The organism is Micromonospora sp. SL4-19 (genome assembly GCF_047921475.1).
In the GTDB taxonomy this organism is placed as follows: domain Bacteria; phylum Actinomycetota; class Actinomycetes; order Mycobacteriales; family Micromonosporaceae; genus Micromonospora.
The window spans coordinates 295471-320765 of the sequence record NZ_JBLROB010000001.1 but is presented as its reverse complement, the minus strand read 5'-3'; the positions used below and the strand labels follow the sequence as shown (position 1 = coordinate 320765).

Genomic DNA, 25295 nt, shown 5'->3' with positions numbered 1-25295 from the left:
GGTTATGTGGTCGCCGGTCGGCTTCGACGCCCATCATGCACGAGCCTACGCGGCGGTAAGGAACCAGATCCTCGGTCGCTATCCTTCACTCTGTGCGGGCTGCGGTGCGTCAGGCGCTCCGGACTGCGCATTTTAGCGGTGAAGGGGAGGGGCCGACATGGCCGCGGAGCAGTCGTTCGACGTTTACCGGTTGCCGGAGGAGCACGAGGCGGTCCGGGACGCGGTCCGTGAGGTCTGTGCGGCGAAGGTTGCCCCGCATGCCGCTGAGGCTGATGAGACGGGTGAGTTCCCGAAGGCGTCGTACGACGCGCTGCGCGCCGCTGACTTCCATGCCCCGCACATCCCCGTCGAGTACGGCGGCGCCGGGGCCGACGCGCTGGCCACGGCCATCGTGATCGAGGAGGTGGCCCGCGCCTGCGCTGCCTCCTCGCTGATCCCGGCGGTGAACAAGCTGGGCACCATGCCGCTGCTCCTGGCCGGTTCGGAGGAGCTGAAGCGCAAGTACCTGACCCCGGTCGCCGCCGGCGAGGCGATGTTCTCGTACTGCCTCTCCGAGCCCGAGGCGGGCAGCGATGCCGCCTCGATGACCACGAAGGCCGTTCGGGACGGCGATCACTGGGTGCTCAACGGCGTGAAGCGGTGGATCACCAACGCCGGTGTGTCGGACTTCTACACGGTCTTCGCTGTGACAGATCCCACAGCCCGGTCCAAGGGCATCTCGGCCTTCGTGGTGGAGAAGTCCGACGCCGGGGTCAGCTTCGGGGCGCCGGAGAAGAAGCTCGGCATCAAGGGCTCGCCCACCCGCGAGGTGTACTTCGACAACGTCCGGATCCCGGCCGACCGCATGATCGGCGCCGAGGGCACCGGCTTCGCCACCGCGATGCGCACCCTGGACCACACCCGGGTCACCATCGCCGCCCAGGCGGTCGGCATCGCGCAGGGCGCGCTGGACTACGCCAAGGGGTACGTCCAGGAGCGCAAGCAGTTCGGCAAGCCGGTCGCCGACTTCCAGGGCATCCAGTTCATGCTTGCCGACATGGGCATGAAGCTGGAGGCGGCCCGCCAGTTGACGTACGCGGCCGCCGGCAAGTCCGAGCGGGGCGACGCGGACCTGACCTACTTCGGCGCCGCCGCGAAGTGCTTCGCCTCGGACGCCGCCATGGAGATCACCACCGACGCCGTCCAGTTGCTCGGCGGCTACGGCTACACCCGTGACTACCCGGTGGAGCGGATGATGCGGGACGCCAAGATCACTCAGATCTACGAGGGGACCAACCAGGTCCAGCGCATCGTCATGGCCCGCCAGCTCCTCAAGTAGGCACTGATCTGTGAGAACCCCGTCTCCGCTGCTTGGGAGGCGGGGTTTTCTGTTGCCGGGGACCAGCCGCAGGTAGGCACTGAGGACGCTCGGGCGGCATCAACCGGATGGTGGATTCTCGGGTCAGCAGCATCCACCGCTGAGCATGGCTGGCAGATCGATTCGCCCGGCGGGCGGGCAGAAGATCCTTGAGCCATGGCAGTCATCGAAGTCAGAGACCTCCGCAAGAGCTACGCGGACCTGGCCGTTCTGGACGGGGTGTCGTTCTCCGTGGAGGAGGGCGAGATCTTCGGCGTCCTCGGGCCGAACGGCGCCGGCAAGACCACGACCGTGGAGTGCGTGGAGGGGCTGCGGCGGCCCGACGGCGGGTCGATCAGGGTGCTCGGGCTCGACCCGGTGAAGGACAGGCGCAAGGTCCGCGAGCAGATCGGGGTGCAGCTCCAGCACACGCAGTTGCCGGAGAACATCAAGGTGTGGGAGGCGCTCGACCTGTACGCCTCCTTCTACGCCCGGCCCCGCGACTGGCGTGAGCTGCTCGCGGAGTGGGGGTTGACGGACAAGCGCAATGCCCGCTTCGGGAAGTTGTCCGGTGGCCAGAAGCAGCGGCTGTTCATCGCACTGGCGCTGGTGGGCAATCCGCGGGTGGCGTTTCTCGACGAGTTGACCACGGGGCTCGATCCGAAGGCTCGTCGTACCACCTGGGAGCTCGTCAAGCAGGTCCGGGCGAGCGGCGTGACGGTGGTGCTGGTCAGCCATTTCATGGACGAGGTGGAGGAGCTCTGCGACCGCGTCGCCGTCTTCGACCAGGGCAAGATCGTCGCGATCGACACTCCGGGCGGCCTGGTCGACGGGGTCGACGCCGAACACCAGCTGCGGTTCACGCTGACGACGACGGACCTGGTCGAGGTGGAAGGGCTGCCCGGGGTGACCGGCGTGACCAGGACCGGAAACCGGGTGGTCGTCACGGGCAGGGGTGATTTCGCCACGGCGGTCACCGCCCAGCTCGCCCGCGACCACGTCCTGGTCAGCGATCTGCGCATCGACAAGCGCACCCTCGACGACGCGTTCGTCGCCCTGACCGGCCGCTCGTTCGACGCCACCCACTGACGGAGGAACACCATGACCAAGCTCGCCATCGTCGAACTCAAGCTGCTGACCAGGGAACCCGGAGCGATCTTCTCGCTGCTCATCCCGCTGTTCATCCTGGTGGTCTTCGGAAGCTCCATCGAGCCGGGCGACACCGTGCTCCTGCCGATGGCACTGGCGATCGCCGTGGGGCTCGTGGCGCTGTACATGCTGCCCACCACCATGGCCACCTATCGCGAAAGGGGCATCCTGCGCAGGCTCTCCACCACGCCGGTCCGCCCGGGAAACCTGCTGGTGGTGCAGCTGCTCCTGCAGCTCGTCCTCGCGGTTGCCGCCTGCGGCCTGCTGCTGGCGGTGGCCGGCACCGTCCTCGGCGCTCACCTGCCCACCCGGGTGCTGCCCGGTGTGCTGACCTTCCTGACCGGAACGGCGGCCCTGTTCGCCGTCGGCCTGCTCATCGCGGCCGTCGCGCCGAACGGCCGAGCCGCCAACGGAATCGGTGTCCTGCTGTACTTCCCGATGTCCTACCTCGCCGGGCTCATGCAGCCCACCGATCAGATGCCCGATGTCGTGGCCCGGATCGGGGAGTACACCCCGCTGGGCGCCCTCCGGCAGAGCCTGCGGGACGTCTGGGCGGACGGCGCTCCCAGCCCCCTGCTGCTCGGTGTGATGGCCGCGTACGCTGTGGTCGTCAGCATCGCCGCAGCCAGGTTCTTCCGCTGGGAGTGAGCTATGACCAGCCGGCTCGACCAGTGGGAGCGGCTGCTGGAGCGTCAGATGGCGGCTGCGCCGTACGTCCTGCTGGCGACCTCCACGGTGCTCGCCCTGCTGACCGACGGCCGGTCGTGGGCCACGCTCGGCCTGGTCGCGCTGGCAGCCGCCTGGATCTGGCTGGTGCCCAGGGGCACTGTCTACGTGGCCGGGCTGGTGGTGCTGATCGGCGCGCTCTGCACGCAGGGGATGTGGTTCGCCGGCTTCTTCGGCTTCACCGGGCACCTCCACTCCTGGCATTACCTGAAGGGGAGTTGGCGCTTCGTCGGGGTGACCGCCACGGCGGCGATCAGCGTCGCGACCTACAACGGTGGCCTGCCCGAGCCGACCCCGTCCGGAATCCTCACCTACCTGTTCTTCACCGCCGCCATCGTGGCGCTGGTCGTCCTGTTCAGCTTCGTCGGCGAGGTCACGGCCGAGCGGAGCGCCGAGCGCAAGCGCATGGTGACGCAGCTCGAGGAGGCGCTGCGGGAGAACGCGGGACTGCACGCCCAACTGCTGGTCCAGGCCCGGGAGGGGGGCGTGCTCGACGAACGGCAGCGGATGGCGGCGGAGATCCACGACACCCTCGCCCAGGGCCTGACCGGCATCGTCACCCAGTTGCAGGCAGCGCAGCAGGCCGAGGACTGGCGGCGCCATGTGGACAACGCGGTACGACTGGCGCGGGAGAGCCTCGCTGAGGCCCGGCGTTCCGTGCACGCGGTGGGACCTGGTCAGTTGGCGGCGGCGCCACTGCCCGAAGCGCTGAAGGACGTCGTCACCCAGTGGGGCGAGCTCCACCGCGTACGAGCCGATTTCACCACCACTGGTACGGTCCGCGCCATGCATCCCGAGGTCGAGGAGACGCTGCTCCGCACCGCGCAGGAGGCCCTGGCCAACGCGGCCAAGCACGCGGGCGCGTCCCGGGTCGGGCTGACCCTGTCGTACATGGAGGACGTGGTCACCCTGGACGTGCGCGACGACGGCGCCGGATTCGACCCCGAGCGCGTCCGTGACGGCGGCGGCTTCGGTCTGACCTCGATGCGCAAGCGGGTGAGCCGCCTGGCCGGCACGCTGGAGATCGAGTCGGAGCCCGGCGTCGGCACCGCGATCTCCGCGAGCGTTCCGGCGGTGGCACGTGGCTGAGGCCCCGATCCGGCTGCTGATCGCCGACGACCATCCCGTCGTCCGGGACGGCATCCGCGGCATGTTCGTCGGCGACCCGGCCTTCGAGGTGTTGGGCGAGGCCGGCGACGGCACCGAGGCCGTCGCACTCGCGCGCGCGCTGGGCCCCGACGTGATCCTCATGGACCTCCGCATGCCCCGGATGGACGGCGTCGCGGCCATCAAGGAACTCGCCAGGCTGGGCGTCGCGACCCGGGTCCTCGTTCTGACGACCTACGACACCGACCGGGACGTCCTGCCCGCCATCGAGGCCGGGGCCACCGGCTACCTGCTCAAGGACGCCGGCCGTGACGAGCTCGTCCGTGCCGTCCGTACGGCGGCGCGGGGCGAGGCCGTGCTCTCCCCGTCGGTCGCCACCCGCCTCCTCGGCCAGGTCCGCGCGCCGGCCGACCCGCTGAGCGCCCGGGAACTGGAGATCCTCCGCCTCATCGCCGACGGCACCACCAACCGCGAGGTCGCCGCGCGCCTGTTCATCAGCGAGGCGACGGTGAAGACCCACGTGCTGCACATCTACGCGAAGCTCGGCGTCAACGACCGGGCGGCCGCCGTCGCCGTCGCCTTCCGACGCGGCCTGCTCACCCTGGAGAACGGCTGACCAGACCGGGCGCAGGTCGTACGCCGGGTGGCGAGGGTGAGCTGACACCGACGCGATGATCGGGCGGGCGGGCCGGAGCACCGGCCCGCCCGCGGCTGTCAACGGGTCTCGATGGTGCCCTCGGGCCGGCTGGTACGCGGGGGCGCGGACCACGGCGAATCGCCGCCGCTGCGGCGGGGCAGGGGTTCGGTGGGGGTGATGTCGGGATAGCCCAGGGTGAGCGGGGCGGTGTCCTTCTCCTTGGCCGGGTCGGCCGGGGGCCAGTCGCTGAGCGGGTGGGTGGCGTCGATCGGCTTGTCGACCGGGGTCGACGCCGCCTCGGCCGCCGGCGTGCCGGCCCACGGCCGCCAGCGCTGCCCGCTGAACACGGCCATCAGCAGCAGCACGCCGATCAGGAACAGCGTGCCGTTCTCCAGCGGCTGGCGCAGCGGCAGCGGGTCCCCGAACATCTTCCAGCCGTCGGGGATCTGGTCACGGACGCTGAATGGCGCGACGAACATCCCGACGTAGGGGATGACCAGCAGCAGGCCGGCCACGAACGGACCGAGCGGCGAGAAGCGCAGCGTGCCGAGCAGGCCGAGCAGGATGCCGGCGACGCCGAGGTAGACGGCCGGCTCGATCAGGTTGGGCGTGCTGTACGTACCGATCTCCACCCAGCGGTGCACGGTCCGTCCAGACCCGTCCTGACCGAGGGCGACGAGCACCCAGGTGACAGGCGCCACCACCAACCCGGCGAGGAAGCTCCAGAGATGTCGCATCCGCGCACCGTACCGTTTTCCGCATGACAGATCACCCCTCCGCCGGGCCGGCGGGTAAGCCGACCTCGTACTCGCGGGTCACCCTGAGCCGGATCATGACCGCCGTCGACGTCAATCTGTACGGGACCGTGCACGGTGGGGTACTGATGAAGTTCGTCGACGACGTCGCGGGGGCGGCGGCGGCCCGGCACAGCGGCGGCACCGCGGTCACCGCCTCGATCGACGAGATCGTCTTCTCCGAGCCGGTCCGGGTGGGGGATCTGGTCCACGCGCACGCCCAGGTCAACTGGACCGGGCACACCTCGATGGAGATCGGGGTGAAGGTGGTCGCCGAGCGCTGGGACTCGGCCGAGGACGAGCCGATCCAGGTCGCCACGGCGTACCTGGTCTTCGTGGGTGTGGACGTCAGCGGGTCGCCGCGGCCGGTCCGCCCGGTGCTGCCGGAGACCGCCGACGACGAACGGCGCTACCGGGAGGCGGAGATCCGCCGGGCCCACCGCCTGGCCCGGCGCCGCGCCATCCAGGCCCACCGCGCCGGCTGAGGCATGCAGGCAGGTCTCGGCCACACAATGGGGCGCTGTGAGGTGTGGGCGGGGCCTGCCCCGTCGGTGGGACCCGGTGCGGACAATGGCGTCGCGAGGTAGGGCAAGATGGCGCCACGGCCCATGCACAGTGTCGTGACCGGGCCTGAGGGAGGGTGGAGCAGTGGGTGACGTGCTGTGGACGCCGCCGGCCGACGTGCGCGAGCGGTCCCGGATCGGTGACTACCTGCGCTGGCTGGCCGAGCACCGGGGGCTGGAGTTCGCCGACTACGACGCGCTGTGGCACTGGTCGGTGACCGACCTCGACGCCTTCTGGCGGTCGATCTGGGACTACTTCGAGGTGGTCGCGCACACCCCGCCGACCGGCACGCTGGCCGACCGGGCCATGCCGGGTGCCCGCTGGTTCCCCGGCGCGACCCTCAACTACGCGGAGAACGTGCTGCGGATGCCCGGCCGGGGCGACGACGACCCGGTGGTGATCGCGCACGGGCAGACCCGCGCGCCGGAGACGCTGAGCGCGGCCGAGCTGCGCGAGCGGGTCCGCCGGGTGGCGGCCGGGCTGCGCCGGCTCGGCGTCGGCCCGGGCGACCGGGTCGCGGCGTACGCGCCGAACATCCCGGAGACCTTCGTCCTGCTGCTCGCCACCGCCAGCCTGGGCGCGATCTTCTCCTCCTGCGCCCCCGAGTTCGGCACCCGCAGCGTCACCGACCGCTGGCAGCAGATCGAGCCCAAGGTCCTGGTGGCCGTGGACGGCTACCGGTACGGCGAGAAGCCGATCGACCGCCGCGCCGAGGTCGCCGCGATCCGGGCCGCGCTGCCGTCGCTGCAGCACACCGTCGGCATCGCGTACCTCGATCCGGCCGGCGCGCCCTTGGAGGGCGCGATCTCCTGGGCCGAGCTGGCGGCGGAGACCGACGAGCCGTTGACCTTCACCCCGGTGCCGTTCGACCACCCGCTCTACGTGCTCTACTCCTCGGGCACCACCGGCCTGCCCAAGCCGATCGTGCACGGCCACGGCGGCATCCTGCTGGAGCACCTGAAGATGCTGGCCCTGCACCACGACCTGGGCCCGGCGGACCGGTTCTTCTGGTTCACCACCACCGGCTGGATGATGTGGAACTTTCTGGTCTCCGGGCCGGCGGTGGGCGCGGCGATCGTGCTCTTCGACGGCAACCCGGGCCACCCGGACCTGGGCGCGCTCTGGCGGCTGGCGGAGCAGACCGGCACCACGTACTTCGGCACCTCCGCGCCGTTCCTGCTGGCCTGCCGCAAGGCCGGCCTGGTTCCGAAGGAGATCGCCGACCTCTCCGCGCTGCGCGGCCTCGGCTCGACCGGCGCGCCGCTGCCCGTCGAGGGCTTCACCTGGGTGTACGAGACCGTCGGCGACAACCTCCAGCTCCAGTCGCTGTCTGGCGGCACGGACGTCTGCACCGGTTTCGTCGGCGGGGTGCCGCTGCTGCCGGTGCACGCCGGGGAGATCACCTGCCGGGCGCTCGGGGCGAAGGTGGAGGCCCGCTCCGCCGACGGCACCGCGGTGATCGGGCAGCTGGGTGAGCTGGTCATCACCGCGCCGATGCCGAGCATGCCGGTGGGTTTCTGGAACGACGCCGACGGCTCCCGCTACCGGGAGGCGTACTTCGACCTCTATCCGGGCGTCTGGCGGCACGGCGACTGGATCACCGTCAACGAGCGGGGCGGCTGCGTGATCACGGGCCGCTCCGACGCCACCCTCAACCGGGGCGGCGTCCGTCTCGGCACCGCCGAGTTCTACTCGGTGGTCGAGGGACTGGACGAGGTGGTCGACTCGGTGGTGGTGCACCTGGAGGACGACGAGGGCGGCGCGGGTGAGCTGCTGCTCTTCGTGGTGCTCGCCGAGGGGCTGGAGTTGGACGACGAGCTGCGGAAGAAGATCTGCCGCGAGCTGCGTACCGCCCTGTCGCCCCGGCACGTCCCCGACGAGATCCACCAGGTCCGCGCGGTCCCCCGCACCCTCTCCGCGAAGAAGCTGGAGGTGCCGGTCAAGAAGATCCTGACCGGCACCCCGGTCGACAGCGCCGCGGCCAAGGGCGCGCTCGCCAACCCCGACTCCCTCACCGCCTTCGCCGCCTTCGCCCAACGCCGCACGCAGACCGGCGACCCGGCGCCGGCCTGACCCGCCTGGTCCCCACGATCATGGGGTTGTGGCACCTCGTGAAGGGGCGGGTCGGCCTCTTCCGGGCACCACAACTCCATGATCGCCACTAGGTCAGGGTGTGGGTGGTCTTCTCGGACTCTGTGCGGGGGGCGAGGCGGGCGGGGTCCAGGTTGGCGCAGAGGACGACGGTCGCGCGTCTCAGCAGCGGGGCGAGGAGCCAGTCGACCGGGTCCGGGTGGGCCGCCGCGTCGACCAGGACGCGCGCGCCGGTCGCGATCCCCAGCTCCGCGGCGCGGGCGTCCGCGCGGGCCAGCAGCTCCGCGTCCGCCTCGCCCCCCTGCGGGTACGGCGTGAAGTGGTCGCCGTGCCCGCGTACCTCGACCACGTAGTCGGCGAAGCCCGGCGGCACCTGGCGCAGCGGGGCGGCGAACGGGGCGAGCGCGAGGACGTAGCGCTCGCCGGCCGACCAGGCCGCCGCGGCGTCGACCCGATCGGCGGCGGCGAAGAGCACGTCCACGTCGCTCGGGGCGTCGACCACGGTCAGCTTCGCCGACCAGCAGCCGAGCAGCACGGCGGCGGTCTGCCAGTGCGGCGGCAGCAGCACGCCGGACGTGTCGCCGGGGGCGAGGGCGACCTCGTCGACGAGCAGGTTGGCCGTCTTGGCCACCCAGTTCGCCAGGGTCGTTCCGGACAGCTCCGTGCGCTCACCGGTGGCGTCGTCGTACCAGGTCAGCAGGGGACGGGTGGGGTCGGTCGCGATCGCGTCGGCGAAGACCCCGGCAATGTTGTCGGCCATCGGCGCGAACGATACGCGCCCGGGAGGCGTACTCGATGACAACGACAACTCGGCGTACCGTCGGGTCGCAGTCAGCGTCGGGACCCCGGCCCGGCGTAGGCTTGCCGACAGTGTCGTACCCCACAGACCCGCCTGCCTGAGGAGTCGCCCCGTGACCGCCGGTCGCCCGCCCCGCGTGCTCATCGACGCCACGAGTGTCCCCGCCGACCGTGGCGGCGTCGGTAGATACGTCGACGGTCTACTCGGTGCCCTCGGCAGCGTCTGCGGCTCCGGCGTGGACCTCGCCGTGGTGAGTCTCCGCACCGACCTGGAGCGCTACACCCGGATGCTGCCCGAGGCCGAGGTCATCCCCGCCCCCGCGGCGGTCGCGCACCGCCCGGCCCGCCTCGCCTGGGAGCAGACCGGCCTGCCGCTGCTGGCCCAGCAGGTGGGCGCGGAGGTGCTGCACTCGCCCTTCTACACCTGCCCGCTGCGGGCCGGCTGTCCGGTGACGGTCACCGTGCACGACGCAACCTTCTTCACCGAGCCGGAGCACTACGACAAGTCGCGCCGGACGTTCTTCCGCAGCGCGATCAAGACCTCGCTGCGTCGGGCCGACCGGGTGATCGTGCCCAGCAAGGCCACCCGGGACGAGCTGATCCGCCTCCTGGACGCCGACCCGACGCGGATCGACGTGGCCTACCACGGTGTCGACCAGGCCGCCTTCCACGCTCCGAGCGAGGAGGAGAAGGCCCGGGTCCGGGCTCGCCTGGGGCTGGGCAGCAGCAGCTACATCGCGTTCCTCGGGGCCAAGGAGCCGCGCAAGAACGTGCCCAACCTGATCCGTGGCTGGGCCCGGGCCGTGGCCGACCGGGAGAACCCGCCGGCGCTGGTCATCGCCGGCGGCCAGGGGCACGACGACGACATCGACCGCGCGGTGGCCGAGGTCCCGTCACACCTGCGGCTGCTCCGCCCGGGCTACCTCCGCTACGCCGACCTGCCCGGCTTCCTCGGCGGCGCGCTGGTCGCCGCCTACCCGTCGTACGGCGAGGGTTTCGGGCTGCCGATCCTGGAGGCGATGGCGTGTGCGGCGCCGGTGCTGACCACGCCGCGGCTCTCGTTGCCCGAGGTGGGCGGCGACGCGGTGGCGTACACCAGCGAGGACCCGGATCAGATCGCGACCGATCTGGCCGCGCTGCTGGACGACGAGCAGCGCCGGCTCTCCCTGGCCAAGGCCGGCTTCGACCGGGCCAAGGAGTTCACCTGGGAGTCCAGCGCGGAGGTGCACATCGCCGCGTGGAGCCGGGCCCGTTCCTGATCGGACGTCGCGGGTACCGCCGACCCTCCGTCCGGTGGCGGCCGGTTCGGGCATGATGTGCTGATGTTCTACGCCGTCATCCCGGCGGGTGGCAGTGGCACACGGTTGTGGCCGCTGTCCCGTGCGGGCCATCCCAAGTTCCTCCACCCGCTGACCGGCACCCCGGCCTCGCTGCTCCAGGCCACGGTCGACCGGCTGTCGCCGCTGACCACACCCGAGCGCACGCTGGTGGTCACCGGTGCCGCGCACGTCGCGGCGGTGGCCCGGCAACTGGCTGGCCTGCCCGAGGAGAACATTCTCGTCGAGCCGTCGCCGCGCGACTCCTGCGCGGCGATCGCGTTGGCCGCGGCGGTGATCGCGGAGCGCGCCCCGAACGCGGTGATGGGCTCGTTCGCCGCCGACCACCTGATCGGCGACCCGGCGCGCTGGGCCGAGACCGTACGCCACGCGATCCGAGGCGCGGAGCAGGGGCTGCTGATGACGGTGGGCATCACCCCGACCCGGCCGGAGACCGGTTACGGCTACCTGGAGACCGGGGAGCCTGCGGGCGACGGCCTGCTGCGCCCGGTGGTCGAGTTCAAGGAGAAGCCGGCCGCCGAGGTGGCCGAGGTCTACGTCCGGTCCGGGCGGCACCTCTGGAACGCCAGCATGTTCGTCTGGCGGGTGGACGTCTTCCTGAGCGAGCTGGCCCGGCAGCAGCCGGCCCTGCACGCGGGGATCATCGCGATCGCCGCGGCGTGGGGCACCCCGGAGCAGGATGACGTCCTCGGCACGGTCTGGCCGACCCTGCCGAAGATCTCCGTCGACTACGCGGTGATGGAGGGCGCGGCGACCGCCGGCCGGGTGGCGACCGTGCCGGGCGACTTCGGCTGGAACGACATCGGCGACTTCCACACCCTCGGCGAGGTGCTCCCCGCCGACGAGGCGGGCAACGTGGTGCTGGGCGCCGAGGCCAAGCCGGGCGTGCTGCTGCGGGACAGTGTCGGCACGGTGGTGGTGCCGCATTCGGGTCGCCTGGTGGCGGCCCTTGGCGTACGCGACCTGATCGTGGTGGACACTCCCGACGCGTTGCTGGTCTGCCCGCGCGATCGGGCCCAGGACGTGAAGAAGCTGGTCGACGAGCTCAAGGAGCGCGGCGAGGAGGGCCTGGTCTGACTGGCGCGGCGGCACGTCCGCCGGGTGCCCACCGGCCCGTCGGGTCAGCCCCGGCGGGCCAGCGCGGCGAGGGCCGGCGCGACCAGCTGGACGGTGCCGTCGGCCAGCGGCTCGGGCAGCCGGTCCGGCGGGAACCAGCCCAACGCCTCGGACTCCTCGCTGACCCGCTCGGTCGCCCCGGGCGGGGCGAGCACGGCGAACCGTACGTCGTAGTGCAGTGACCCGCCCTGGCAGGCGACCGGGTGGATGTCCACGTCGATCGGCTCCGGGTCGACCACCAGCCCGGCGATCCCGGACTCCTCGGTGGCCTCGCGCAGCGCGGCCGTCGCCAGCGTCCGGTCGCCGGGCTCGCAGTGCCCGCCCAGCTGCACCCATTTGCGGAACTTGCCGTGCAGGCAGAGCAGCACCCGCGCGCCGGTGGCGTCGAGCACCAGCGCGCTCGCGGTGACGTGCCCGACCCGGTGGTCGCGGCTCATCGCCACCGGACCGGCGGCCAGCAGCTCCAGGGTCCGGTCGCGGGCCGCGGCGGCGGCCGGGCTGGTCGGCGTCCAGCGGCTCAGCACCGCGCTGGCGTCGGCGTGCAGGTCGGCGTACGTCGGGAGGTCGGTGCGGCGGTCGGGCACCTCGACACTCTACGAGCTTGGCTGAGGTGGCCGGAGCGGGCCGGACGACCGGATGGCACCTCTGCGGAGAACGCCGCAGACCCTCGTGGTGCCGCCCGGCCATCCGTCTCCTCGCTGGAGGCGGGTCACCCCGGCTGGGATGCCGCCCACCGGCCCCGACGGGCAAGAGGAAGTCTGGCCGAATGGCCCGCTCGCCGTCGAGGTCTTTCAGCTCACGCTTAAAGATGGAGATTAGTTGCGCCAGGTACAGTGCCAATGGTGGCGGGCGTTGCCGCTGTCCGCCCCCGGGAGCGCTCCATGTTGAAGGTCATCTTCTCGAGCGAGGACATCCTGCGGACCAGGGTGGCGTCCGCCGCGGACCCGGTCTGGGAGCTGGTCCTCAGCCTGCACCTGCTTCAGGGGCGACGGCATGACCCACTGCTGACCGAGTGGCGACGCACCGTAGCCCGCACTCTGCGGATGGAGAGCGAGAACGCCGCCGAACGGTTCCGCCTGCTCCTGGCCCTCAACCCGCCGCGCGGCTACTTCCCCGACTTCCTCACCCCGTACGCCAGCAAGGAGGGCTTCGAGGCAGGGCTGGAGGCCGTTCGGGGCATGCCCGTCGGCTTGCTACGCCGGGACCTGACCCGGCTCGCCGGGGAGAACGCGTTGCCCGGCTCCGCCGCCGCGCTGGCCCGAGGCGAGCCCGAGGTGCTCCACCACCTCACCGACTCGATGGCGCGATACCACTCGCTCGCCGTCACCCCGTTCTGGTCGCGGATCCAGGCCGCGGTGGAGGCCGACCGGGCGCGGCGGGCGCGGGCGATGCTCGACGGCGGGGCCGAGGGCCTGCTGGCGAGCTTCCGGCCCAGCATGCGGTGGGCGGACGGGGTGCTCGAGGTCCTGGACTACCCGGACAGCCGGGACCTGCACCTGGACGGCCGGGGCCTGCTACTGGTCCCGTCGTTCTTCTGCGCGCGGACCCCGGTCGCGCTCCTCGACCCGGCACTGCCCCCGGTGCTGGTCTATCCCGTGGACCGGCTCGGCGGCCTCGAGGCGAAGCCGGGGTCCGGCACCGGGCGCGGACAGGACGGCGGCCGGGATGCCGTCGCCGCCCTGCTCGGCCGCACCCGCGCCGCCGTGCTGGAAGCCGCCGACGACGGCTGCACCACCAGCGAGCTGGCCCGCCGGCTGCGCATCTCCGCCGCCGCGGCCAGTCAACACACCACCGTGCTGCGCAATGCCGGCCTGCTGGTCAGCCACCGCGACCGCAACCGGGTGCTGCACACCCTCACCCCCCTGGGCCGCGCCGTCCTCGACGCCTGACACCCCTCGGCCGCGCCCCGGCGGCGCTCCTCCACCTCGCCGAGGGCGCGTCTCGCCTCGCGGCCGGTGGGTGGTGGTCAGATGGCCAGGGTGGCGCCGGCGCTGCTGCCGGCCGGTGGCGGAAGCAGCGCCGAGGAGATCCCCTCCGCGGCCAGCGCGGTCCGCAGCCGTTGCAGGTCGGCGCCGAAGCGCACCAGATCCGCCTGGTCGACCGGGGCCGGTGGGGCTCCGAGGACGAGCCCGCCGGCCTGCTCGGGCCAGCCGGGCACGTGGGCGACCAGGCCGGCGCGTACCGCGTCGTCGCTGACGTGGGTGAAGACCGTGCCGGGCGCGACCACGTCGGCGACCGCGGCGATCGCCCGATCCACGGCGGCCGGGTCGGCCGGCGCCGGGCCGGGGCCGTCGGCCAGGGTGGCGGCTTCCCGCAGCCCGAGCGCCCTCGCCTCGGCGGTGCCGAGCGAGAACAGGTCCAATGAGGCGTCCCGGACCAGCGCGCGGGCACCCTCCTCGTCGGCGGCCCGCTCCACGCCCAGGTAACCACGGACGACCGCGACCGGCACCTGGTCGCACTTGCCCTTGATCAGCTCGGCGGCCCCGGCCAGCTCGTCCACCACCGCCATCTGGGTGAGGTGGAGCTCGTTGCCGTACGGGTCGATCTCACCTCGGTGGTCACGGATCGCCGGCATCCCGGCCACCCCGAGCGCGACGTCGGTGAGCCCGTTGCGCCACGGCCGGCCCATGGTGTCGCTGATGATGACCGCGACGTCCACGTGGTACTGCTCGCGCAGCGCCGCCCGCAGCGCCCGCGCGGACGCGTCCGGGTCCCGGGGCAGCAGCACCAGCCGGGTCTTGTCCACGTTCGAGGCGTCGATGCCGGCGGAGGCCATCACGAAGCCGTGGTGGGTCTGCACGATCCGGGTCGCCCCCCGGGTGGCCACCACCCGCGCGGTCTCCCCGGCAAGCACCTCGTCCCGGGCGGCGAGTCGTTCGGGCCCGTCCGCCGGCACGTCGACCAGCCGGCCCTCCGCCTTCGAGACGATCTTGCTGGTCACCACCAGCACATCGCCGTCGCGCAGCCACGGCGCCGCGGTGGCGATCAGCGCCGCCAGGTCGTCGCCCTCGGTCACGTCGCCGATGCCCGGCACCGGCAGGATCTCCAGCCTCACACCAGCTCCAACGCGGCCCGGACCATCGTCGCCGTCGCCGCCTCGTCGGTCATCCGCAGCGGTGCCGGCCGTACGGTCACCTCCGGCACCAGCGTCCCCTCGTCCTCGGGCGCGACCAGCCAGCCGTCGAGCAGCCCGCCGGCCGACCGGCCACCGTAGAGGCCGCCCACCCCGGCCGCGCTGCACTCCACGCCGAGCACGGCGAGGCAGCGGTCCGCCATGCCGCGTACCGGGGCGCCGCCGATGATCGGGGACACGCCGACCACGGGTGCCGGCCCGTCGGCGACCGCGTCGCGCAGCCCCGGCACGGCCAGGATCGGGGCGATGCTCACCACGGGGTTGCTCGGTGCGATCAGCACCACGTCGGCCGAGCCGATCGCCTCCAGCACGCCCGGCGCCGGCTTCGCCGTCTCCGCGCCGACGAACACGAACCGGTGGGTCGGGAGGTCCGCTCGGTACCGTACCCACCACTCCTGGAAGTGGATCGCCCGCTGCCCCTGCTCCCCGTCCACGACCACGTGGGTCTCCAGGCGGTCGTCGGTGGCCGGCAGCAGGGCCAGGCCGGGCTGCCACCGGGTGGCCAGCGCCGCCGTCACCGCGGAGAGCGGGTAGCCCGCGTTGAGCATCGTCGTCCGCACCAGGTGGGTCGCGATGTCCTTGTCGCCCAGGCCGAACCAGGCGGGCTCGGCACCGTACGCGGCCAGCTCGGACCGGACCGTCCAGGTCTCGCCGACCCGGCCCCAGCCCCGCTCCGGGTCGGCGCCGCCGCCCAGGGTGTACATCACGCTGTCCAGGTCCGGGCAGACCTTCAGCCCGTGCAGCAGCAGATCGTCGCCGACGTTGACCACGGCGGTCACCTCGGCCCCCACCTCCCTGGCGTAGGCCCGGACACCGAGCAGGAACCGGGCGCCCCCGATCCCGCCGCTCAGAACCACGATGCGCATGGCGTCCATCCTTGCGCACGTGCCGCCGTCGGTCGGCCGGTGGCCGGGAGACTAGGCTCACGTTGGCAACTGTCCGTTTTCGTGCCCCAGGGGGAGTTCGTGACCAGCCCTGCCGACCCGGCGTCCGGCGACGCCACGCAGGCCAGCCAGGTGACCAGACCACTGCGCGAACTGGCCGCGCCCGTCCTGCTCGGCGCGAACGCCGTGCTGCTCTTCGTCGGCCTGCTGCAACTGTTGGTGCCGATGGACGCCTACAGCACCTTCGGCGGCCGGGCGAGCGGCACGTTCTTCGTCTTCGTTGGCGTCGAGTCGATCGTGGTGCCGGTGCTGGCCGTCCTGCTCGCCACCCACGTGCGCCCGGTGCTGTCCAGGGCGAAACTGATCACCGAGGTGGCCCTCGGCGAGTACGCCTTCGCCGCCCTGTTCGGCGCGTTGACCTTCCTGATCTGGCTGGTCAGCCGGCTCGCCGAGGGCCAGGTGCTGGACGCCTTCCTCGGCCTGCTGGTCCGGGTGGCCTGGCTGGCGATCTTCACCGTCGCCGCGTTCGTCACGTACAAGATCTGGCGCACCCTCTACTACGTCCCCAAGCCGAAGCCGCAGCCCGGCGTGTACGGGCAGGCCCAGCCGGGCTGGCCGCAGCAGCCGGCCGGCTATCCCGCGCCCGGCCAGCCGGGCGGGTACCCGACCGCCGGTCCGCCGAACCAGCCCACCAGCTTCCCGCCCGGCCAGTACGGCCAGCCGCAGTCGGGCCAGTACGGCCAGCCGCAGTCGGCGCCGCCGTTCAACACCGCCCCGCCGCACACCCCGCACCCGGCCCCGCCGTTCGGCGCCCCGCACCACCCGGCACCGCCCTTCGGCCAGCCGCCGTCGGCGGACCCGACCCAGGCCATCCCGCGCCAGTCGGTCGAGCCCGGCCAGCAGGCCCCGCAGGACAGCGACCGTACCCAGCGGTTCGACCGGGACGACCCGAACCACCCGCGCTGAACCGTCGCCCCACGGCGACATCCGTCGTGTCCGGGCGGTGCCCCGGCACCGCCCGGCCAAACGCGACACTTTCCCGGAAAGAGTGGCCTCCCGGCCTGGGAAGGCCACTCTTTCCGTGTATCTGCGTCCTGGTGGACGCCGCGCGTGGTGGGTGGGCGTGCGGGCGGTGGCGGGTCGGGGCGAGGGTGCAGCGAATAGGGTGGACGGATGGTTGATCGCGAGCCTGTCCCGACCGAGGCGAGCGTGCGGCGGGCCCTGCGCCGGGCAGCGACCGGCCGGGCGTTGGACGCCGACGAGGCGAGCGCCCTGCTGACCGCGCGTGGCGACGCGCTGGACGAGCTGCTCCGGACCGCCGGCGAGGTGCGCGACGCCGGGCTGCGGGAGGCTGGCCGCCCGGGGGTGGTCACCTTCTCGAAGAAGGTCTTCATCCCGCTGACCCGGCTCTGCCGGGACCGCTGCCACTACTGCACCTTCGCCACGGTCCCGCACCGGCTGCCGGCCGCCTACCTGGATCGGGACGAGGTCCTCGCGATCGCCCGGGAGGGCGCGGCGCAGGGCTGCAAGGAGGCGCTGTTCACCCTCGGCGACCGCCCGGAGGAGCGCTGGCCGGCGGCCCGCCGGTGGCTGGACGAGCGCGGCTACGACTCCACTCTCGACTACTTGCGGGCCTGCGCGGTGGCGGTGCTGGAGGAGACCGGCCTGCTGCCGCACCTCAACCCGGGCGTCCTGTCCTGGTCGGAGCTGCAACGGCTCAAGCCGGTCGCCCCGAGCATGGGCATGATGCTGGAGACCACGGCGACCCGGCTCTGGTCGGAGCCGGGCGGCCCGCACTTCGGCTCACCGGACAAGGAACCCGCCGTCCGGCTCCGGGTCCTCGACGACGCCGGCCGGGTCGGGGTGCCGTTCACCACCGGCATCCTGATCGGCATCGGGGAGACCCTGCCCGAACGGGTCGACGCGCTCTACGCGATCCGCCGGGGCATGCGGGAGTACGGCCACCTCCAGGAGGTGATCGTGCAGAACTTCCGCGCCAAGCCGGACACCGCGATGCGCGGCATGCCCGACGCGGAGCTGCACGACCTGGCCGCCACGGTGGCGGTGGCCCGGCTGCTGCTCGGCCCGAAGGCCCGCGTCCAGGCCCCGCCGAACCTCATCGAGGGCGAGTACGACCTGCTGCTGCGCGCCGGCATCGACGACTGGGGTGGCGTCTCGCCGGTCACCCCGGACCACGTCAACCCGGAGCGCCCCTGGCCGCAGCTCGACGAGCTGGCCCGGCGTACGGCGCGGGCCGGCTTCGCTCTGCGCGAGCGGCTGACCATCTACCCGGAGTATGTCCGGGCCGGCGACCCGTGGCTGGACCCGCGCCTGCTGCCGCACGTCACCGCCCTCGCCGACCCGGAGACCGGACTGGCCGTCGAGGCGGCCCGCCCGGTGGGCCGGCCCTGGCAGGAGCCCGAGGAGGTCTTCGGCGGGCGCACCGACCTGCACACCACCATCGACACCACCGGGCGGACCGGGGACCGCCGGGGTGACTTCGACAGCGTCTACGGCGACTGGTCCGAGGTCGCCGGCAAGGTCGCGCCCGAGGCGTCCGCGCTCCGCGCGGGCCCACCCTCGCCCGGGGCCGGGACCGGCGTGGGCGGTGACCTGCGCGCCGGGCTGCGGCTGGCCGGGGACGATCCCGCGGCGCTGCTCGACCCCCGGCACACCGACGCGGCGCTGGCGCTGTTCGCCGCGGACGGGCCGGCGCTGGACGAGCTGTGCCGGATCGCCGACGACGTCCGCCGGGACGCGGTCGGCGAAGACGTCACCTACGTGGTCAACCGCAACATCAACTTCAGCAACGTCTGCTACGTCGGTTGCCGGTTCTGTGCGTTCGCGCAGCGGGAGACCGACGCCGACGCGTACCGGCTCTCGGTGGAGCAGGTCGCCGACCGGGCCGAGGAGGCCTGGGCGGCCGGGGCGAGCGAGGTCTGCCTGCAGGGCGGCATCGACCCGAAGATGCCGGTGACCGGCTACGCCGACATCGTGCGGGCGATCAAGGCCCGGGTGCCGGGGATGCACGTGCACGCGTTCTCGCCGATGGAGATCGTCACCGCCGCCGCCAAGGCGGGGGTGCCGGTGAAGGAATGGCTGCTCCAGCTCCGCGACGCCGGCCTGGACACCATCCCCGGCACCGCCGCGGAGATCCTCGACGACGAGGTCCGTTGGGTGCTCACCAAGGGCAAGTTGCCGGCCGCCGCCTGGGTCGAGGTGGTGAGCACGGCCCACGAGCTTGGCATCCGGTCCAGCTCCACGATGATGTACGGCCACGTCGACCACCCCGGCCAGTGGCTCGCCCACTTCCGTGTGCTGGCCGGCGTGCAGGACCGGACCGGCGGGTTCACCGAGTTCGTGGCGCTGCCCTTCGTGCACACCAACGCGCCGATCTACCTCGCCGGCATCGCCCGACCCGGGCCGACCTGGCGGGAGAACCGGGTGGTGCACGCGATGGCCCGGTTGCTGCTTTACGGCCGGATCGCCAACATCCAGTGCTCCTGGGTGAAGCTCGGCGACGAGGGCAGCGTGGCGATGCTCCAGGGCGGCTGCAACGATCTCGGTGGCACGCTGATGGAGGAGACCATCTCCCGGATGGCCGGCTCGGGCAACGGCTCGGCCCGGACCGAGGAGCAGCTCAGGGCGATCGCGGCGGCGGCGGGTCGACCGGCCCGCAGGCGGACCACCGCGTACGGTCACGCGGGCGCGTGACGCCGGACCTTTCCCCCCGGGACACGGCCACGCTGATCGCCAACCACGGGCCGGTCATCCCACGGCCAACTTCTTCGAGTTCGACGACGACGTGTTTCACCTCGACAACGACCGTGGCGGTTATCCCGATATCACCTGGTGCCTCGAATTTCACCGCCGAGTTCACAAACCGAACAGTTTTCTCCACGCCTCGGGGCTGATCGATGGCATCGCCGTCGCCGCGGCGGCGTCCGGGCCGACACGCTGCGGTCTGCGCACCGCCATCCGGCCGGCCGTCGGCCGGACCGGCGGGCTCGGTGGCGGCCTGACCGGGCTTCCCGACGTCGGTGACGACGTGGTCGGCATCGCGCTGCCGACGTGACGGGCCGTCCTCGGCGGCTCCCGCGCGCTGATCGTCCATGCCGGACGCGGACCGCACGGACGCAGGACCGGGGCCGGCCGAGCCCATCATGTGGACAGGGTGTGGTCGGCATGGACCGGCTCGACGGGCGGTTGGGCCGGAGCCGCGTTAACCTTTTGTCACCACAATGCTGATCTTGGACCGTGTGTCGCGAGGGCCGCCCGGGTACGGCCTGCCGGAGCCTCCACCGGGGCTGAAGGCGGGGTCCGCTCCGGATGCGCCGTCGCAGAAAACTTCGGGCGACTCGCCGGAGAGGGCGTTACCCGTGCGGGGTCTGAATCGATAGGGCAGGTTGCGAGGCTCGGGCGGCGAGGATGGTCGCCCGGAACGTGTCGGGAGGGCGACTCCATTATCAAGTTTGGCTTGACGGCGCACGTATTACACGCGTGTAATTTGAATGGGGTTGTTCGCTCGGAACTCAACAAATTGTGACCGGACGGACAAGCACGCCTTTCGCGTGGGGGGTTGCAGCGGCGATGACGCCGGTGCGCGACAAGGAGGCATCTGATGGACGGCCAGCTCGAGGTGGCCGACCTGCTCGGGAACGCGCCGGAGTGGCAGGAGCGGGCGCTCTGCTCGCAGACCGATCCGGAGGCGTTTTTTCCCGAGAAGGGCGGCTCGACCCGCGAGGCGAAGCGGATCTGCTCGCGGTGTGAGGTCAAGACGGAGTGCCTGGAATACGCCCTCGGGCACGACGAGCGGTTCGGGATCTGGGGCGGGCTCTCCGAACGGGAGCGGCGCAAGCTGAAGCGGCGGGTCGCCGCCTGACGCGTACCGGGCCGGGGCGGTGGGGGCCGCCCGGCTCGGTCCGACCAGCTCGGCCGGTGGGGGCCGGCCGGGCTCGGCGACGGCTGGTCGGCTCAGGCCAGCTCGTCGGGATCGACTCCGAGCAGGTTCGCCACCTGCTCGATGATCACGTCGTGCACGAGGTCCGCGAGGTCCTCGCGATCCATGGCACGGAACTCCAGGGGCCGCCGGTAGAGCACGATCCGCGGCGGCACCTCCTGCCGGCCCGGGCGCCCCGGCAGCAGCCGGGCCAGCGGCACCTCACCGTCCTCCAGCACGTCCGAGTCGTAGACGTTCAGGTCCGGTGGGACGTCCTCGACGGCGAACTCCACGCCCGCCAACTCCTTGGCGAAGCGGCGCTCCAGCGCCTCGACCGTGTCCAGCACCAGGTCGTCGAAGACCTCGGCCTTGGTCCGGGCCAGCGGTACGGTGGCCGGCACCAGCCGCCCCCGCAGCCCCCGCCCGTGCCGGTCGCGGTGGCTGCGCCGGCCGGAGCCGGGGCGGCGGTGTTCCGGGCTCGTCATGACGCAAAGGGTAGCCCCCGCCACCCGGCCACCCGCGGTTGCGCCGCCGGTGCGGCGCGCCGGTGATCCGATCGGATGAATTGTGATCACCATGACGGGCGTGTCGTAACGCGAAGCGGTGCGCCGGACCCGGTAATGGAGATACCCTGCCGCCGTGAGGTCACCACGGCGCTGCTCCCGTAACGGCTGCCCCCGGCAAGCGGTCGCCACATTGACCTATGTCTACAACGAGTCCACCGCCGTGGTGGGGCCGCTGGCGGCCTTCGCCGAGCCGCACACGTACGACCTGTGCGAACCGCACGCCCGCAGCCTGACCGCGCCGCGCGGCTGGGACGTGGTCAGGCACGAGGGCGAGTTCGAGCCCCCGCCGCCCACCACCGACGACCTGGTCGCCCTGGCCGAGGCGGTTCGCGAGGCCGCCCGACCCGCACCCCCACGCCCTCCGGAGGACGACCACACCCTCCCCCAGGGCCCCCAGCAGACCGGCCGCCGCGGCCACCTCCGCGTCATCCCTCCCCACCACTGACCGCGCCCCGGCGGATGCCGTGGGCGCGGCGTGGCGTCGGCGGTCAGTGGCCCAGGAGGCGGGAGAAGGCCGCGGCGCGGCGGGACGGGCGGCCGGTGCGGAGTTCGGCCTCGTCGGCGGAGAACATGATCCTGAGGCCGGCGTTCACGGCCAGCCAGCGGAGGGGTTCCGGCTCCCATCTGGGGGAACGGTGGTTGACCCAGGGGAGCGCCGTCAGGTCGCTCGCCACACCGCGGATCAGGTCGGCGAGCGTGCGGCCGGCCAGGTTGCTGGAGCCGACGCCGTCGCCGACGTATCCGCCGGCCCAGGCAAGGCCGGTCGTCCGGTCCAGCCCCACCGAGGCGGTCCAGTCCCGGGCCACGCCGAGCGGCCCGCCCCAGGTGTGGCTCACCGGCACCTCCGGCCCGAGCACGGGGAAGAGTTCGCCTAGCACCCGGCGTAGCGCGGTGAAGACCCGTGGCTCCCGGTCGTAGCCGGGGCGGACCCGGGAGCCGAAGTGGTAGGGCGCGCCCCGCCCGCCGAAGGCGAGCCGACCGTCCGCGGTGCGCTGGCCGTAGATGATCACGTGCCGGTAGTCGGAGAAGGTCTCCCGCTCGGCCAGCCCGATCTCGGCCCAGGTCGCCTCGGGCAGCGGCTCGGTGGCCACCATGAGCGAGTAGACCGGCGCGACGGCCCGCCGCTGCCCCGGCAGGGCGGGGGTGAAGCCCTCGGTCGCCCGGACCACCACCGGGGCGCGGACCACCCCGGCGGGGGTCACCGCGGCGCCGGAACGCACGACCGTCACCGGGGTCCGTTCGAAGATCCGTACGCCTCGACGTTCCACCGCCCGGGCCAGCCCGCGGACCAGCTTCGCCGGGTGCACCGCGGCACAGTGCGGGGTGTAGGTGCCGCCGCGTGCCCCGTCGGCGCGGCAGCGGGCGGCGGCCTCGGCGGCGTCCAGCAGCACCAGGTCCTCGCCGGCCAGGCCGTACTCCCGAGCCTCGGCCACGGCGGCCCGGGCCCGACCGAGCTGGACCTCGCTGCGGGCGAGTACCACCGTCCCGCCGGCCCGCCAGTCGCAGTCGATCCCCTCGGCGGCGATCACCCGGCCGACCTCGCGGACGGTCTCCTGCATGGCCCGCTGCATGTCCAGGGCCCGGTCCCGGCCGTGCCGGCGGGCCAGCGCGGGCAGCGAGGTGGGCAGGAGCGCCGAGCACCAGCCGCCGTTGCGGCCGGAGGCGCCGTACCCGGCGATCTCCTTCTCCAGTACGACGATCCGCAGCGACGGGTCGGCCACCGCCAGGTAGTACGCCGTCCACAGACCGGTGTAGCCGGCGCCGACGATCACCACGTCCGCGTCGGTGTCGCCGGGCAGCCCGGGGCGCGGGGTCAGCGGGTCGTCCACGCAGGACAGCCAGTACGAAAGATCCTGGTAGCGCATCACCACTCCGGTGGGGGAAGGTCGTGGCGCAGCCGCGGATCGGGCTGCGGAACGTCGTACGCCTCGACGATCGGCACCACCCCGGCCCAGACCGGCCGGTCGAGGTCGTCCTCCGGGTCGTCGGGCGGGCCGGCGCTGATCTTCACCGAGCACTCGTCCAGCGGCAGGGCGAGCAGCAGCGTGGCGGCCAGCTCCTTCGCCGACGGCGGTCGGATCTGCGCCCAGCGGCCGGGAAGCAGGTGCTCCGAGAGGCGTTCGAGGGCGGCCAGCTTCTCGTCGCCGTGCAGCGCGACGAGGTTGCCCAGCACCATCGCGCAGCGGTAGTTCATCGAGGACTCGAACGCGCTGCGGGCCAGCACGAGGCCGTCGAGCAGGGTGACGGTCAGGCAGGCCGCAGCGCCGGCGGCGAGGTGCCGGAACAGCCGGCTGCCCGTGGAGCCGTGCACCAGCACCCGCTCCCCGTCCCGCGCGTACGCCACCGGCAGCGCGTACGGCTGGGCGCCGTCGGCGATGGCCAGATGGGCGACCCGGCCGGCGTCGAGGACGGCGTGCAGGGCCGTCCGGTCGTGGACGGCGAGGTCGGGCAGCCGGCGTACCCGGGTCCGGTCGGTGCCCCCGACAGCTGCGGGCCCGGCCCGGTCCCCGTCGCCGGTGGCGGTCCTGACGGTACGGAGCCGGTCCCCGCCGTCGCGGGTCCCGGCCCCGTCCGACCCTGAGCCGCCGGTCAGAGACGCGACCATGCCTCGGTCAGCACCGCGCGCAGGATCTGCTCGATCTCGTCGAACTGCTGCTGGTCGGCGATCAGCGGCGGGGCGAGCTGCACCACCGGGTCGCCCCGGTCGTCGGCGCGGCAGTAGAGCCCGGCCTGGAAGAGCGCGGTGGAGAGGAACCCGCGCAGCAGCCGCTCGGACTCGGCCTCGTCGAAGGTCTCCCGGGTCGTCTTGTCCTTGACCAGCTCGATGCCGTAGAAGTAGCCGTCGCCCCGGACGTCGCCGACGATCGGCAGGTCGTTGAGCTTCTCCAGGGTGGACCGGAATGCGCCCTCGTTGGCGCGGACGTGCCCGACCAGGTCCTCGCGGGCGAAGACCTCCAGGTTGGCCAGGGCCACCGCGCAGGAGACCGGGTGGCCGCCGAAGGTCACTCCGTGGGCGAACATGCCGGTCTCGGTGAGGAACGGCTCCATCAACCGCTCGCTGGCGATCATCGCACCGAGCGGGGCGTAGCCGGAGGTGATGCCCTTGGCGGTGGTGATGATGTCGGGCTGGTAGCCGTACCGGGTCGCGCCGAAGTATTCGCCGAGCCGGCCCCACGAGCAGATGACCTCGTCGGAGACGAGCAGCACGTCGTACGCGTCGCAGATCTCCCGGACCCGGTCGAAGTACCCGGGCGGCGGCGGGAAGCAGCCGCCCGAGTTCTGCACCGGCTCCAGGAAGACCGCGGCGACGGTGTCCGGCCCTTCCCGCTCGATGGCGCGGCCGATCTCCTCGGCGGCCCAGCGCCCGAACGCCTCCGGGGAGTCGCCGTGCTCCGGGGCGCGGTAGAAGTTGGTGTTCGGCACCTTGATGCCGCCAGGCACCAGCGGCTCGAAGTCGCTCTTGATGCCGGGCAGACCGGTGATCGACAGCGCGCCCATCGAGGTGCCGTGGTACGCGATGTAGCGGCTGACCACCTTGTGCTTGTTCGGCTGGCCGGTGCGCTTGAAGTAGGCCCGGGCCAGCTTCCACGCCGCCTCGACGGCCTCGGAGCCGCCGGTGGTGAAGAAGACCCGGTTCAGGTCGCCGGGGGTCAGCGAGGCGACCTTCTCGGCCAGCTCGACGGCCTTCGGGTGGGCGTACGACCACAGTGGGAAGTAGGCCAGTTCGGCGGCCTGCTTGGCGGCCGCGTCGGCGAGTTCGGTCCGGCCGTGGCCGGCGTTGACGACGAAGAGCCCGGCGAGTCCGTCCAGGTAGCGGCGGCCCTGCGAGTCCCAGACGTATGCGCCCTCGCCGCGCACGATTGTCGGTACCTCGCCGTCGGAGTAGCTGGCCATCCGGGTGAAGTGCATCCAGAGGTGGTCGGTGGCGTTGGCCATGTCAGCCCCATCGGGTCTCGGGCCGGTCAGGGGGTGAACACCGGCCGCTCTGCCCACGGTTATCCCACAGCCCGGACCAGGAAAGCAAGTGGGATCGATAGTGCAGTGGCTTTTGAGCGACGGAATTAGCGAACTGTTGGGTAGATGGCAACGGATTCCGTACTACACGCGGTCGCTGGAGC

At 72.6% G+C, this 25295-nt stretch carries 24 protein-coding genes; 15 read left to right on the top strand and 9 right to left on the bottom strand.

Annotation, left to right across the window (positions count from 1 at the left end; translation table 11 throughout):
- The first annotated feature begins 157 nt into the window (after positions 1 to 157).
- The 5 genes from ACNAVT_RS01390 (at position 158) to ACNAVT_RS01370 (ending at position 4934) form a co-directional block, all read left to right on the top strand.
- On the top strand, positions 158 to 1318 hold the full coding sequence (locus tag ACNAVT_RS01390; protein WP_416292019.1) for an acyl-CoA dehydrogenase family protein: 1161 nt from the start codon (positions 158 to 160) through the stop codon (positions 1316 to 1318).
- A gap of 195 nt (positions 1319 to 1513) precedes the next feature.
- On the top strand, positions 1514 to 2425 hold the full coding sequence (locus ACNAVT_RS01385; RefSeq protein ID WP_416292017.1) for an ABC transporter ATP-binding protein: 912 nt from the start codon (positions 1514 to 1516) through the stop codon (positions 2423 to 2425).
- Positions 2426 to 2437: 12 nt separating this feature from the next.
- On the top strand, positions 2438 to 3133 hold the full coding sequence (locus tag ACNAVT_RS01380) for an ABC transporter permease (RefSeq protein WP_416292015.1): 696 nt from the start codon (positions 2438 to 2440) through the stop codon (positions 3131 to 3133).
- A 3-nt stretch (positions 3134 to 3136) separates the two neighbouring features.
- On the top strand, positions 3137 to 4300 hold the full coding sequence (locus ACNAVT_RS01375; protein WP_416292013.1) for a sensor histidine kinase: 1164 nt from the start codon (positions 3137 to 3139) through the stop codon (positions 4298 to 4300).
- On the top strand, positions 4293 to 4934 hold the full coding sequence (locus ACNAVT_RS01370) for a response regulator (protein ID WP_416292011.1): 642 nt from the start codon (positions 4293 to 4295) through the stop codon (positions 4932 to 4934). The genes ACNAVT_RS01375 and ACNAVT_RS01370 overlap by 8 nt, the downstream gene beginning before the upstream one ends.
- A gap of 98 nt (positions 4935 to 5032) precedes the next feature.
- Here ACNAVT_RS01370 and ACNAVT_RS01365 read toward each other — a convergent pair whose 3' ends face one another.
- Positions 5033 to 5692 carry a hypothetical protein gene (locus ACNAVT_RS01365; protein ID WP_416292009.1) on the bottom strand — a complete coding sequence of 220 codons (660 nt, stop codon included), beginning with the start codon at positions 5690 to 5692 and terminating at the stop codon, positions 5033 to 5035.
- Between the two features lie 23 nt (positions 5693 to 5715).
- Between ACNAVT_RS01365 and ACNAVT_RS01360 the strand changes: the two genes are divergently transcribed.
- Together ACNAVT_RS01360 and ACNAVT_RS01355 are read left to right on the top strand one after the other, a co-directional pair.
- Positions 5716 to 6234 carry an acyl-CoA thioesterase gene (locus ACNAVT_RS01360; RefSeq protein ID WP_416292007.1) on the top strand — a complete coding sequence of 173 codons (519 nt, stop codon included), beginning with the start codon at positions 5716 to 5718 and terminating at the stop codon, positions 6232 to 6234.
- Between the two features lie 163 nt (positions 6235 to 6397).
- Positions 6398 to 8386 (top strand): acetoacetate--CoA ligase, encoded by a 1989-nt coding sequence (locus tag ACNAVT_RS01355; RefSeq protein WP_416292005.1) that lies wholly within the window; start codon positions 6398 to 6400, stop codon positions 8384 to 8386.
- An 88-nt stretch (positions 8387 to 8474) separates the two neighbouring features.
- On the opposite strand, the gene ACNAVT_RS01350 is transcribed toward ACNAVT_RS01355, so the two are convergent.
- Positions 8475 to 9164, bottom strand: coding sequence for a TIGR03089 family protein (locus ACNAVT_RS01350; protein ID WP_416292003.1), 690 nt, complete (start codon positions 9162 to 9164; stop codon positions 8475 to 8477).
- A 151-nt stretch (positions 9165 to 9315) separates the two neighbouring features.
- Between ACNAVT_RS01350 and ACNAVT_RS01345 the strand changes: the two genes are divergently transcribed.
- On the top strand, positions 9316 to 10461 hold the full coding sequence (locus ACNAVT_RS01345) for a glycosyltransferase family 4 protein (RefSeq protein WP_416292001.1): 1146 nt from the start codon (positions 9316 to 9318) through the stop codon (positions 10459 to 10461).
- 63 nt (positions 10462 to 10524) lie between these two features.
- The gene (locus tag ACNAVT_RS01340; RefSeq protein WP_416291999.1) at positions 10525 to 11616 is read left to right on the top strand and encodes a mannose-1-phosphate guanylyltransferase; all 1092 of its coding nucleotides are present in this window, start codon (positions 10525 to 10527) and stop codon (positions 11614 to 11616) included.
- A 44-nt stretch (positions 11617 to 11660) separates the two neighbouring features.
- Here the strand turns inward: ACNAVT_RS01340 and ACNAVT_RS01335 are convergent, their stop codons facing one another.
- A complete protein-coding gene (locus ACNAVT_RS01335) occupies positions 11661 to 12239 on the bottom strand; it encodes an NUDIX hydrolase (protein ID WP_416291997.1) in 579 nt (192 codons plus the stop codon).
- A gap of 297 nt (positions 12240 to 12536) precedes the next feature.
- Between ACNAVT_RS01335 and ACNAVT_RS01330 the strand changes: the two genes are divergently transcribed.
- Positions 12537 to 13544, top strand: a complete 1008-nt coding sequence (locus ACNAVT_RS01330; RefSeq protein ID WP_416291995.1) for a winged helix-turn-helix domain-containing protein — start codon at positions 12537 to 12539, stop codon at positions 13542 to 13544.
- A gap of 77 nt (positions 13545 to 13621) precedes the next feature.
- Here the strand turns inward: ACNAVT_RS01330 and ACNAVT_RS01325 are convergent, their stop codons facing one another.
- Both ACNAVT_RS01325 and cofD read right to left on the bottom strand, forming a co-directional pair.
- A complete protein-coding gene (locus ACNAVT_RS01325) occupies positions 13622 to 14710 on the bottom strand; it encodes a coenzyme F420-0:L-glutamate ligase (protein ID WP_416291993.1) in 1089 nt (362 codons plus the stop codon).
- A complete protein-coding gene (cofD, locus tag ACNAVT_RS01320) occupies positions 14707 to 15654 on the bottom strand; it encodes a 2-phospho-L-lactate transferase (protein ID WP_416291991.1) in 948 nt (315 codons plus the stop codon). Before cofD ends, ACNAVT_RS01325 begins: the two co-directional genes overlap by 4 nt.
- A 99-nt stretch (positions 15655 to 15753) precedes the next feature.
- Between cofD and ACNAVT_RS01315 the strand changes: the two genes are divergently transcribed.
- The 4 genes from ACNAVT_RS01315 (at position 15754) to ACNAVT_RS01300 (ending at position 20554) form a co-directional block, all read left to right on the top strand.
- Positions 15754 to 16638, top strand: a complete 885-nt coding sequence (locus tag ACNAVT_RS01315) for a hypothetical protein (RefSeq protein WP_416291989.1) — start codon at positions 15754 to 15756, stop codon at positions 16636 to 16638.
- A 207-nt stretch (positions 16639 to 16845) separates the two neighbouring features.
- Positions 16846 to 19386 carry a bifunctional FO biosynthesis protein CofGH gene (locus ACNAVT_RS01310; protein ID WP_416291987.1) on the top strand — a complete coding sequence of 847 codons (2541 nt, stop codon included), beginning with the start codon at positions 16846 to 16848 and terminating at the stop codon, positions 19384 to 19386.
- Positions 19387 to 19477: 91 nt separating this feature from the next.
- A complete protein-coding gene (locus ACNAVT_RS01305; protein WP_416291985.1) occupies positions 19478 to 19747 on the top strand; it encodes a hypothetical protein in 270 nt (89 codons plus the stop codon).
- Positions 19748 to 20293: 546 nt separating this feature from the next.
- Positions 20294 to 20554: a WhiB family transcriptional regulator gene (locus tag ACNAVT_RS01300; RefSeq protein ID WP_013284161.1), complete on the top strand. Its 261-nt coding sequence runs from the start codon at positions 20294 to 20296 to the stop codon at positions 20552 to 20554.
- Positions 20555 to 20646: 92 nt separating this feature from the next.
- On the opposite strand, the gene ACNAVT_RS01295 is transcribed toward ACNAVT_RS01300, so the two are convergent.
- A complete protein-coding gene (locus tag ACNAVT_RS01295; RefSeq protein WP_416291983.1) occupies positions 20647 to 21096 on the bottom strand; it encodes a metallopeptidase family protein in 450 nt (149 codons plus the stop codon).
- Positions 21097 to 21250: 154 nt separating this feature from the next.
- On the opposite strand from ACNAVT_RS01295, the gene ACNAVT_RS01290 reads away from it, so the two are divergent.
- Positions 21251 to 21622 carry a DUF3499 domain-containing protein gene (locus ACNAVT_RS01290; protein WP_416291981.1) on the top strand — a complete coding sequence of 124 codons (372 nt, stop codon included), beginning with the start codon at positions 21251 to 21253 and terminating at the stop codon, positions 21620 to 21622.
- Positions 21623 to 21665: 43 nt separating this feature from the next.
- Here the strand turns inward: ACNAVT_RS01290 and ACNAVT_RS01285 are convergent, their stop codons facing one another.
- The 3 genes from ACNAVT_RS01285 to ACNAVT_RS01275 are packed head-to-tail and all read right to left on the bottom strand — an operon-like array spanning position 21666 to position 25113.
- Positions 21666 to 23042, bottom strand: coding sequence for an NAD(P)/FAD-dependent oxidoreductase (locus tag ACNAVT_RS01285; RefSeq protein ID WP_416291979.1), 1377 nt, complete (start codon positions 23040 to 23042; stop codon positions 21666 to 21668).
- Positions 23042 to 23782, bottom strand: coding sequence for a pyridoxamine 5'-phosphate oxidase family protein (locus tag ACNAVT_RS01280; RefSeq protein WP_416291977.1), 741 nt, complete (start codon positions 23780 to 23782; stop codon positions 23042 to 23044). Before ACNAVT_RS01280 ends, ACNAVT_RS01285 begins: the two co-directional genes overlap by 1 nt.
- Positions 23767 to 25113, bottom strand: coding sequence for an aspartate aminotransferase family protein (locus ACNAVT_RS01275; RefSeq protein WP_416291975.1), 1347 nt, complete (start codon positions 25111 to 25113; stop codon positions 23767 to 23769). The genes ACNAVT_RS01280 and ACNAVT_RS01275 overlap by 16 nt, the downstream gene beginning before the upstream one ends.
- Between the last annotated feature and the right edge of the window lie 182 nt (positions 25114 to 25295).

Bases quoted from the DNA above. Each gene is read 5' to 3' on its own strand.
- ACNAVT_RS01390 (WP_416292019.1), top strand. From the start codon at position 158: ATGGCCGCGGAGCAGTCGTTCGACGTTTACCGGTTGCCGGAGGAGCAC.
- ACNAVT_RS01385 (WP_416292017.1), top strand. From the start codon at position 1,514: ATGGCAGTCATCGAAGTCAGAGACCTCCGCAAGAGCTACGCGGACCTG.
- ACNAVT_RS01380 (WP_416292015.1), top strand. From the start codon at position 2,438: ATGACCAAGCTCGCCATCGTCGAACTCAAGCTGCTGACCAGGGAACCC.
- ACNAVT_RS01375 (WP_416292013.1), top strand. From the start codon at position 3,137: ATGACCAGCCGGCTCGACCAGTGGGAGCGGCTGCTGGAGCGTCAGATG.
- ACNAVT_RS01365 (WP_416292009.1), bottom strand. From the start codon at position 5,692: ATGCGACATCTCTGGAGCTTCCTCGCCGGGTTGGTGGTGGCGCCTGTC.
- ACNAVT_RS01360 (WP_416292007.1), top strand. From the start codon at position 5,716: ATGACAGATCACCCCTCCGCCGGGCCGGCGGGTAAGCCGACCTCGTAC.
- ACNAVT_RS01350 (WP_416292003.1), bottom strand. From the start codon at position 9,164: ATGGCCGACAACATTGCCGGGGTCTTCGCCGACGCGATCGCGACCGAC.
- ACNAVT_RS01340 (WP_416291999.1), top strand. From the start codon at position 10,525: ATGTTCTACGCCGTCATCCCGGCGGGTGGCAGTGGCACACGGTTGTGG.
- ACNAVT_RS01330 (WP_416291995.1), top strand. From the start codon at position 12,537: ATGTTGAAGGTCATCTTCTCGAGCGAGGACATCCTGCGGACCAGGGTG.
- cofD (WP_416291991.1), bottom strand. From the start codon at position 15,654: ATGCGCATCGTGGTTCTGAGCGGCGGGATCGGGGGCGCCCGGTTCCTG.
- ACNAVT_RS01310 (WP_416291987.1), top strand. From the start codon at position 16,846: ATGGTTGATCGCGAGCCTGTCCCGACCGAGGCGAGCGTGCGGCGGGCC.
- ACNAVT_RS01300 (WP_013284161.1), top strand. From the start codon at position 20,294: ATGGACGGCCAGCTCGAGGTGGCCGACCTGCTCGGGAACGCGCCGGAG.
- ACNAVT_RS01295 (WP_416291983.1), bottom strand. From the start codon at position 21,096: ATGACGAGCCCGGAACACCGCCGCCCCGGCTCCGGCCGGCGCAGCCAC.
- ACNAVT_RS01285 (WP_416291979.1), bottom strand. From the start codon at position 23,042: ATGCGCTACCAGGATCTTTCGTACTGGCTGTCCTGCGTGGACGACCCG.
- ACNAVT_RS01280 (WP_416291977.1), bottom strand. From the start codon at position 23,782: ATGGTCGCGTCTCTGACCGGCGGCTCAGGGTCGGACGGGGCCGGGACC.
- ACNAVT_RS01275 (WP_416291975.1), bottom strand. From the start codon at position 25,113: ATGGCCAACGCCACCGACCACCTCTGGATGCACTTCACCCGGATGGCC.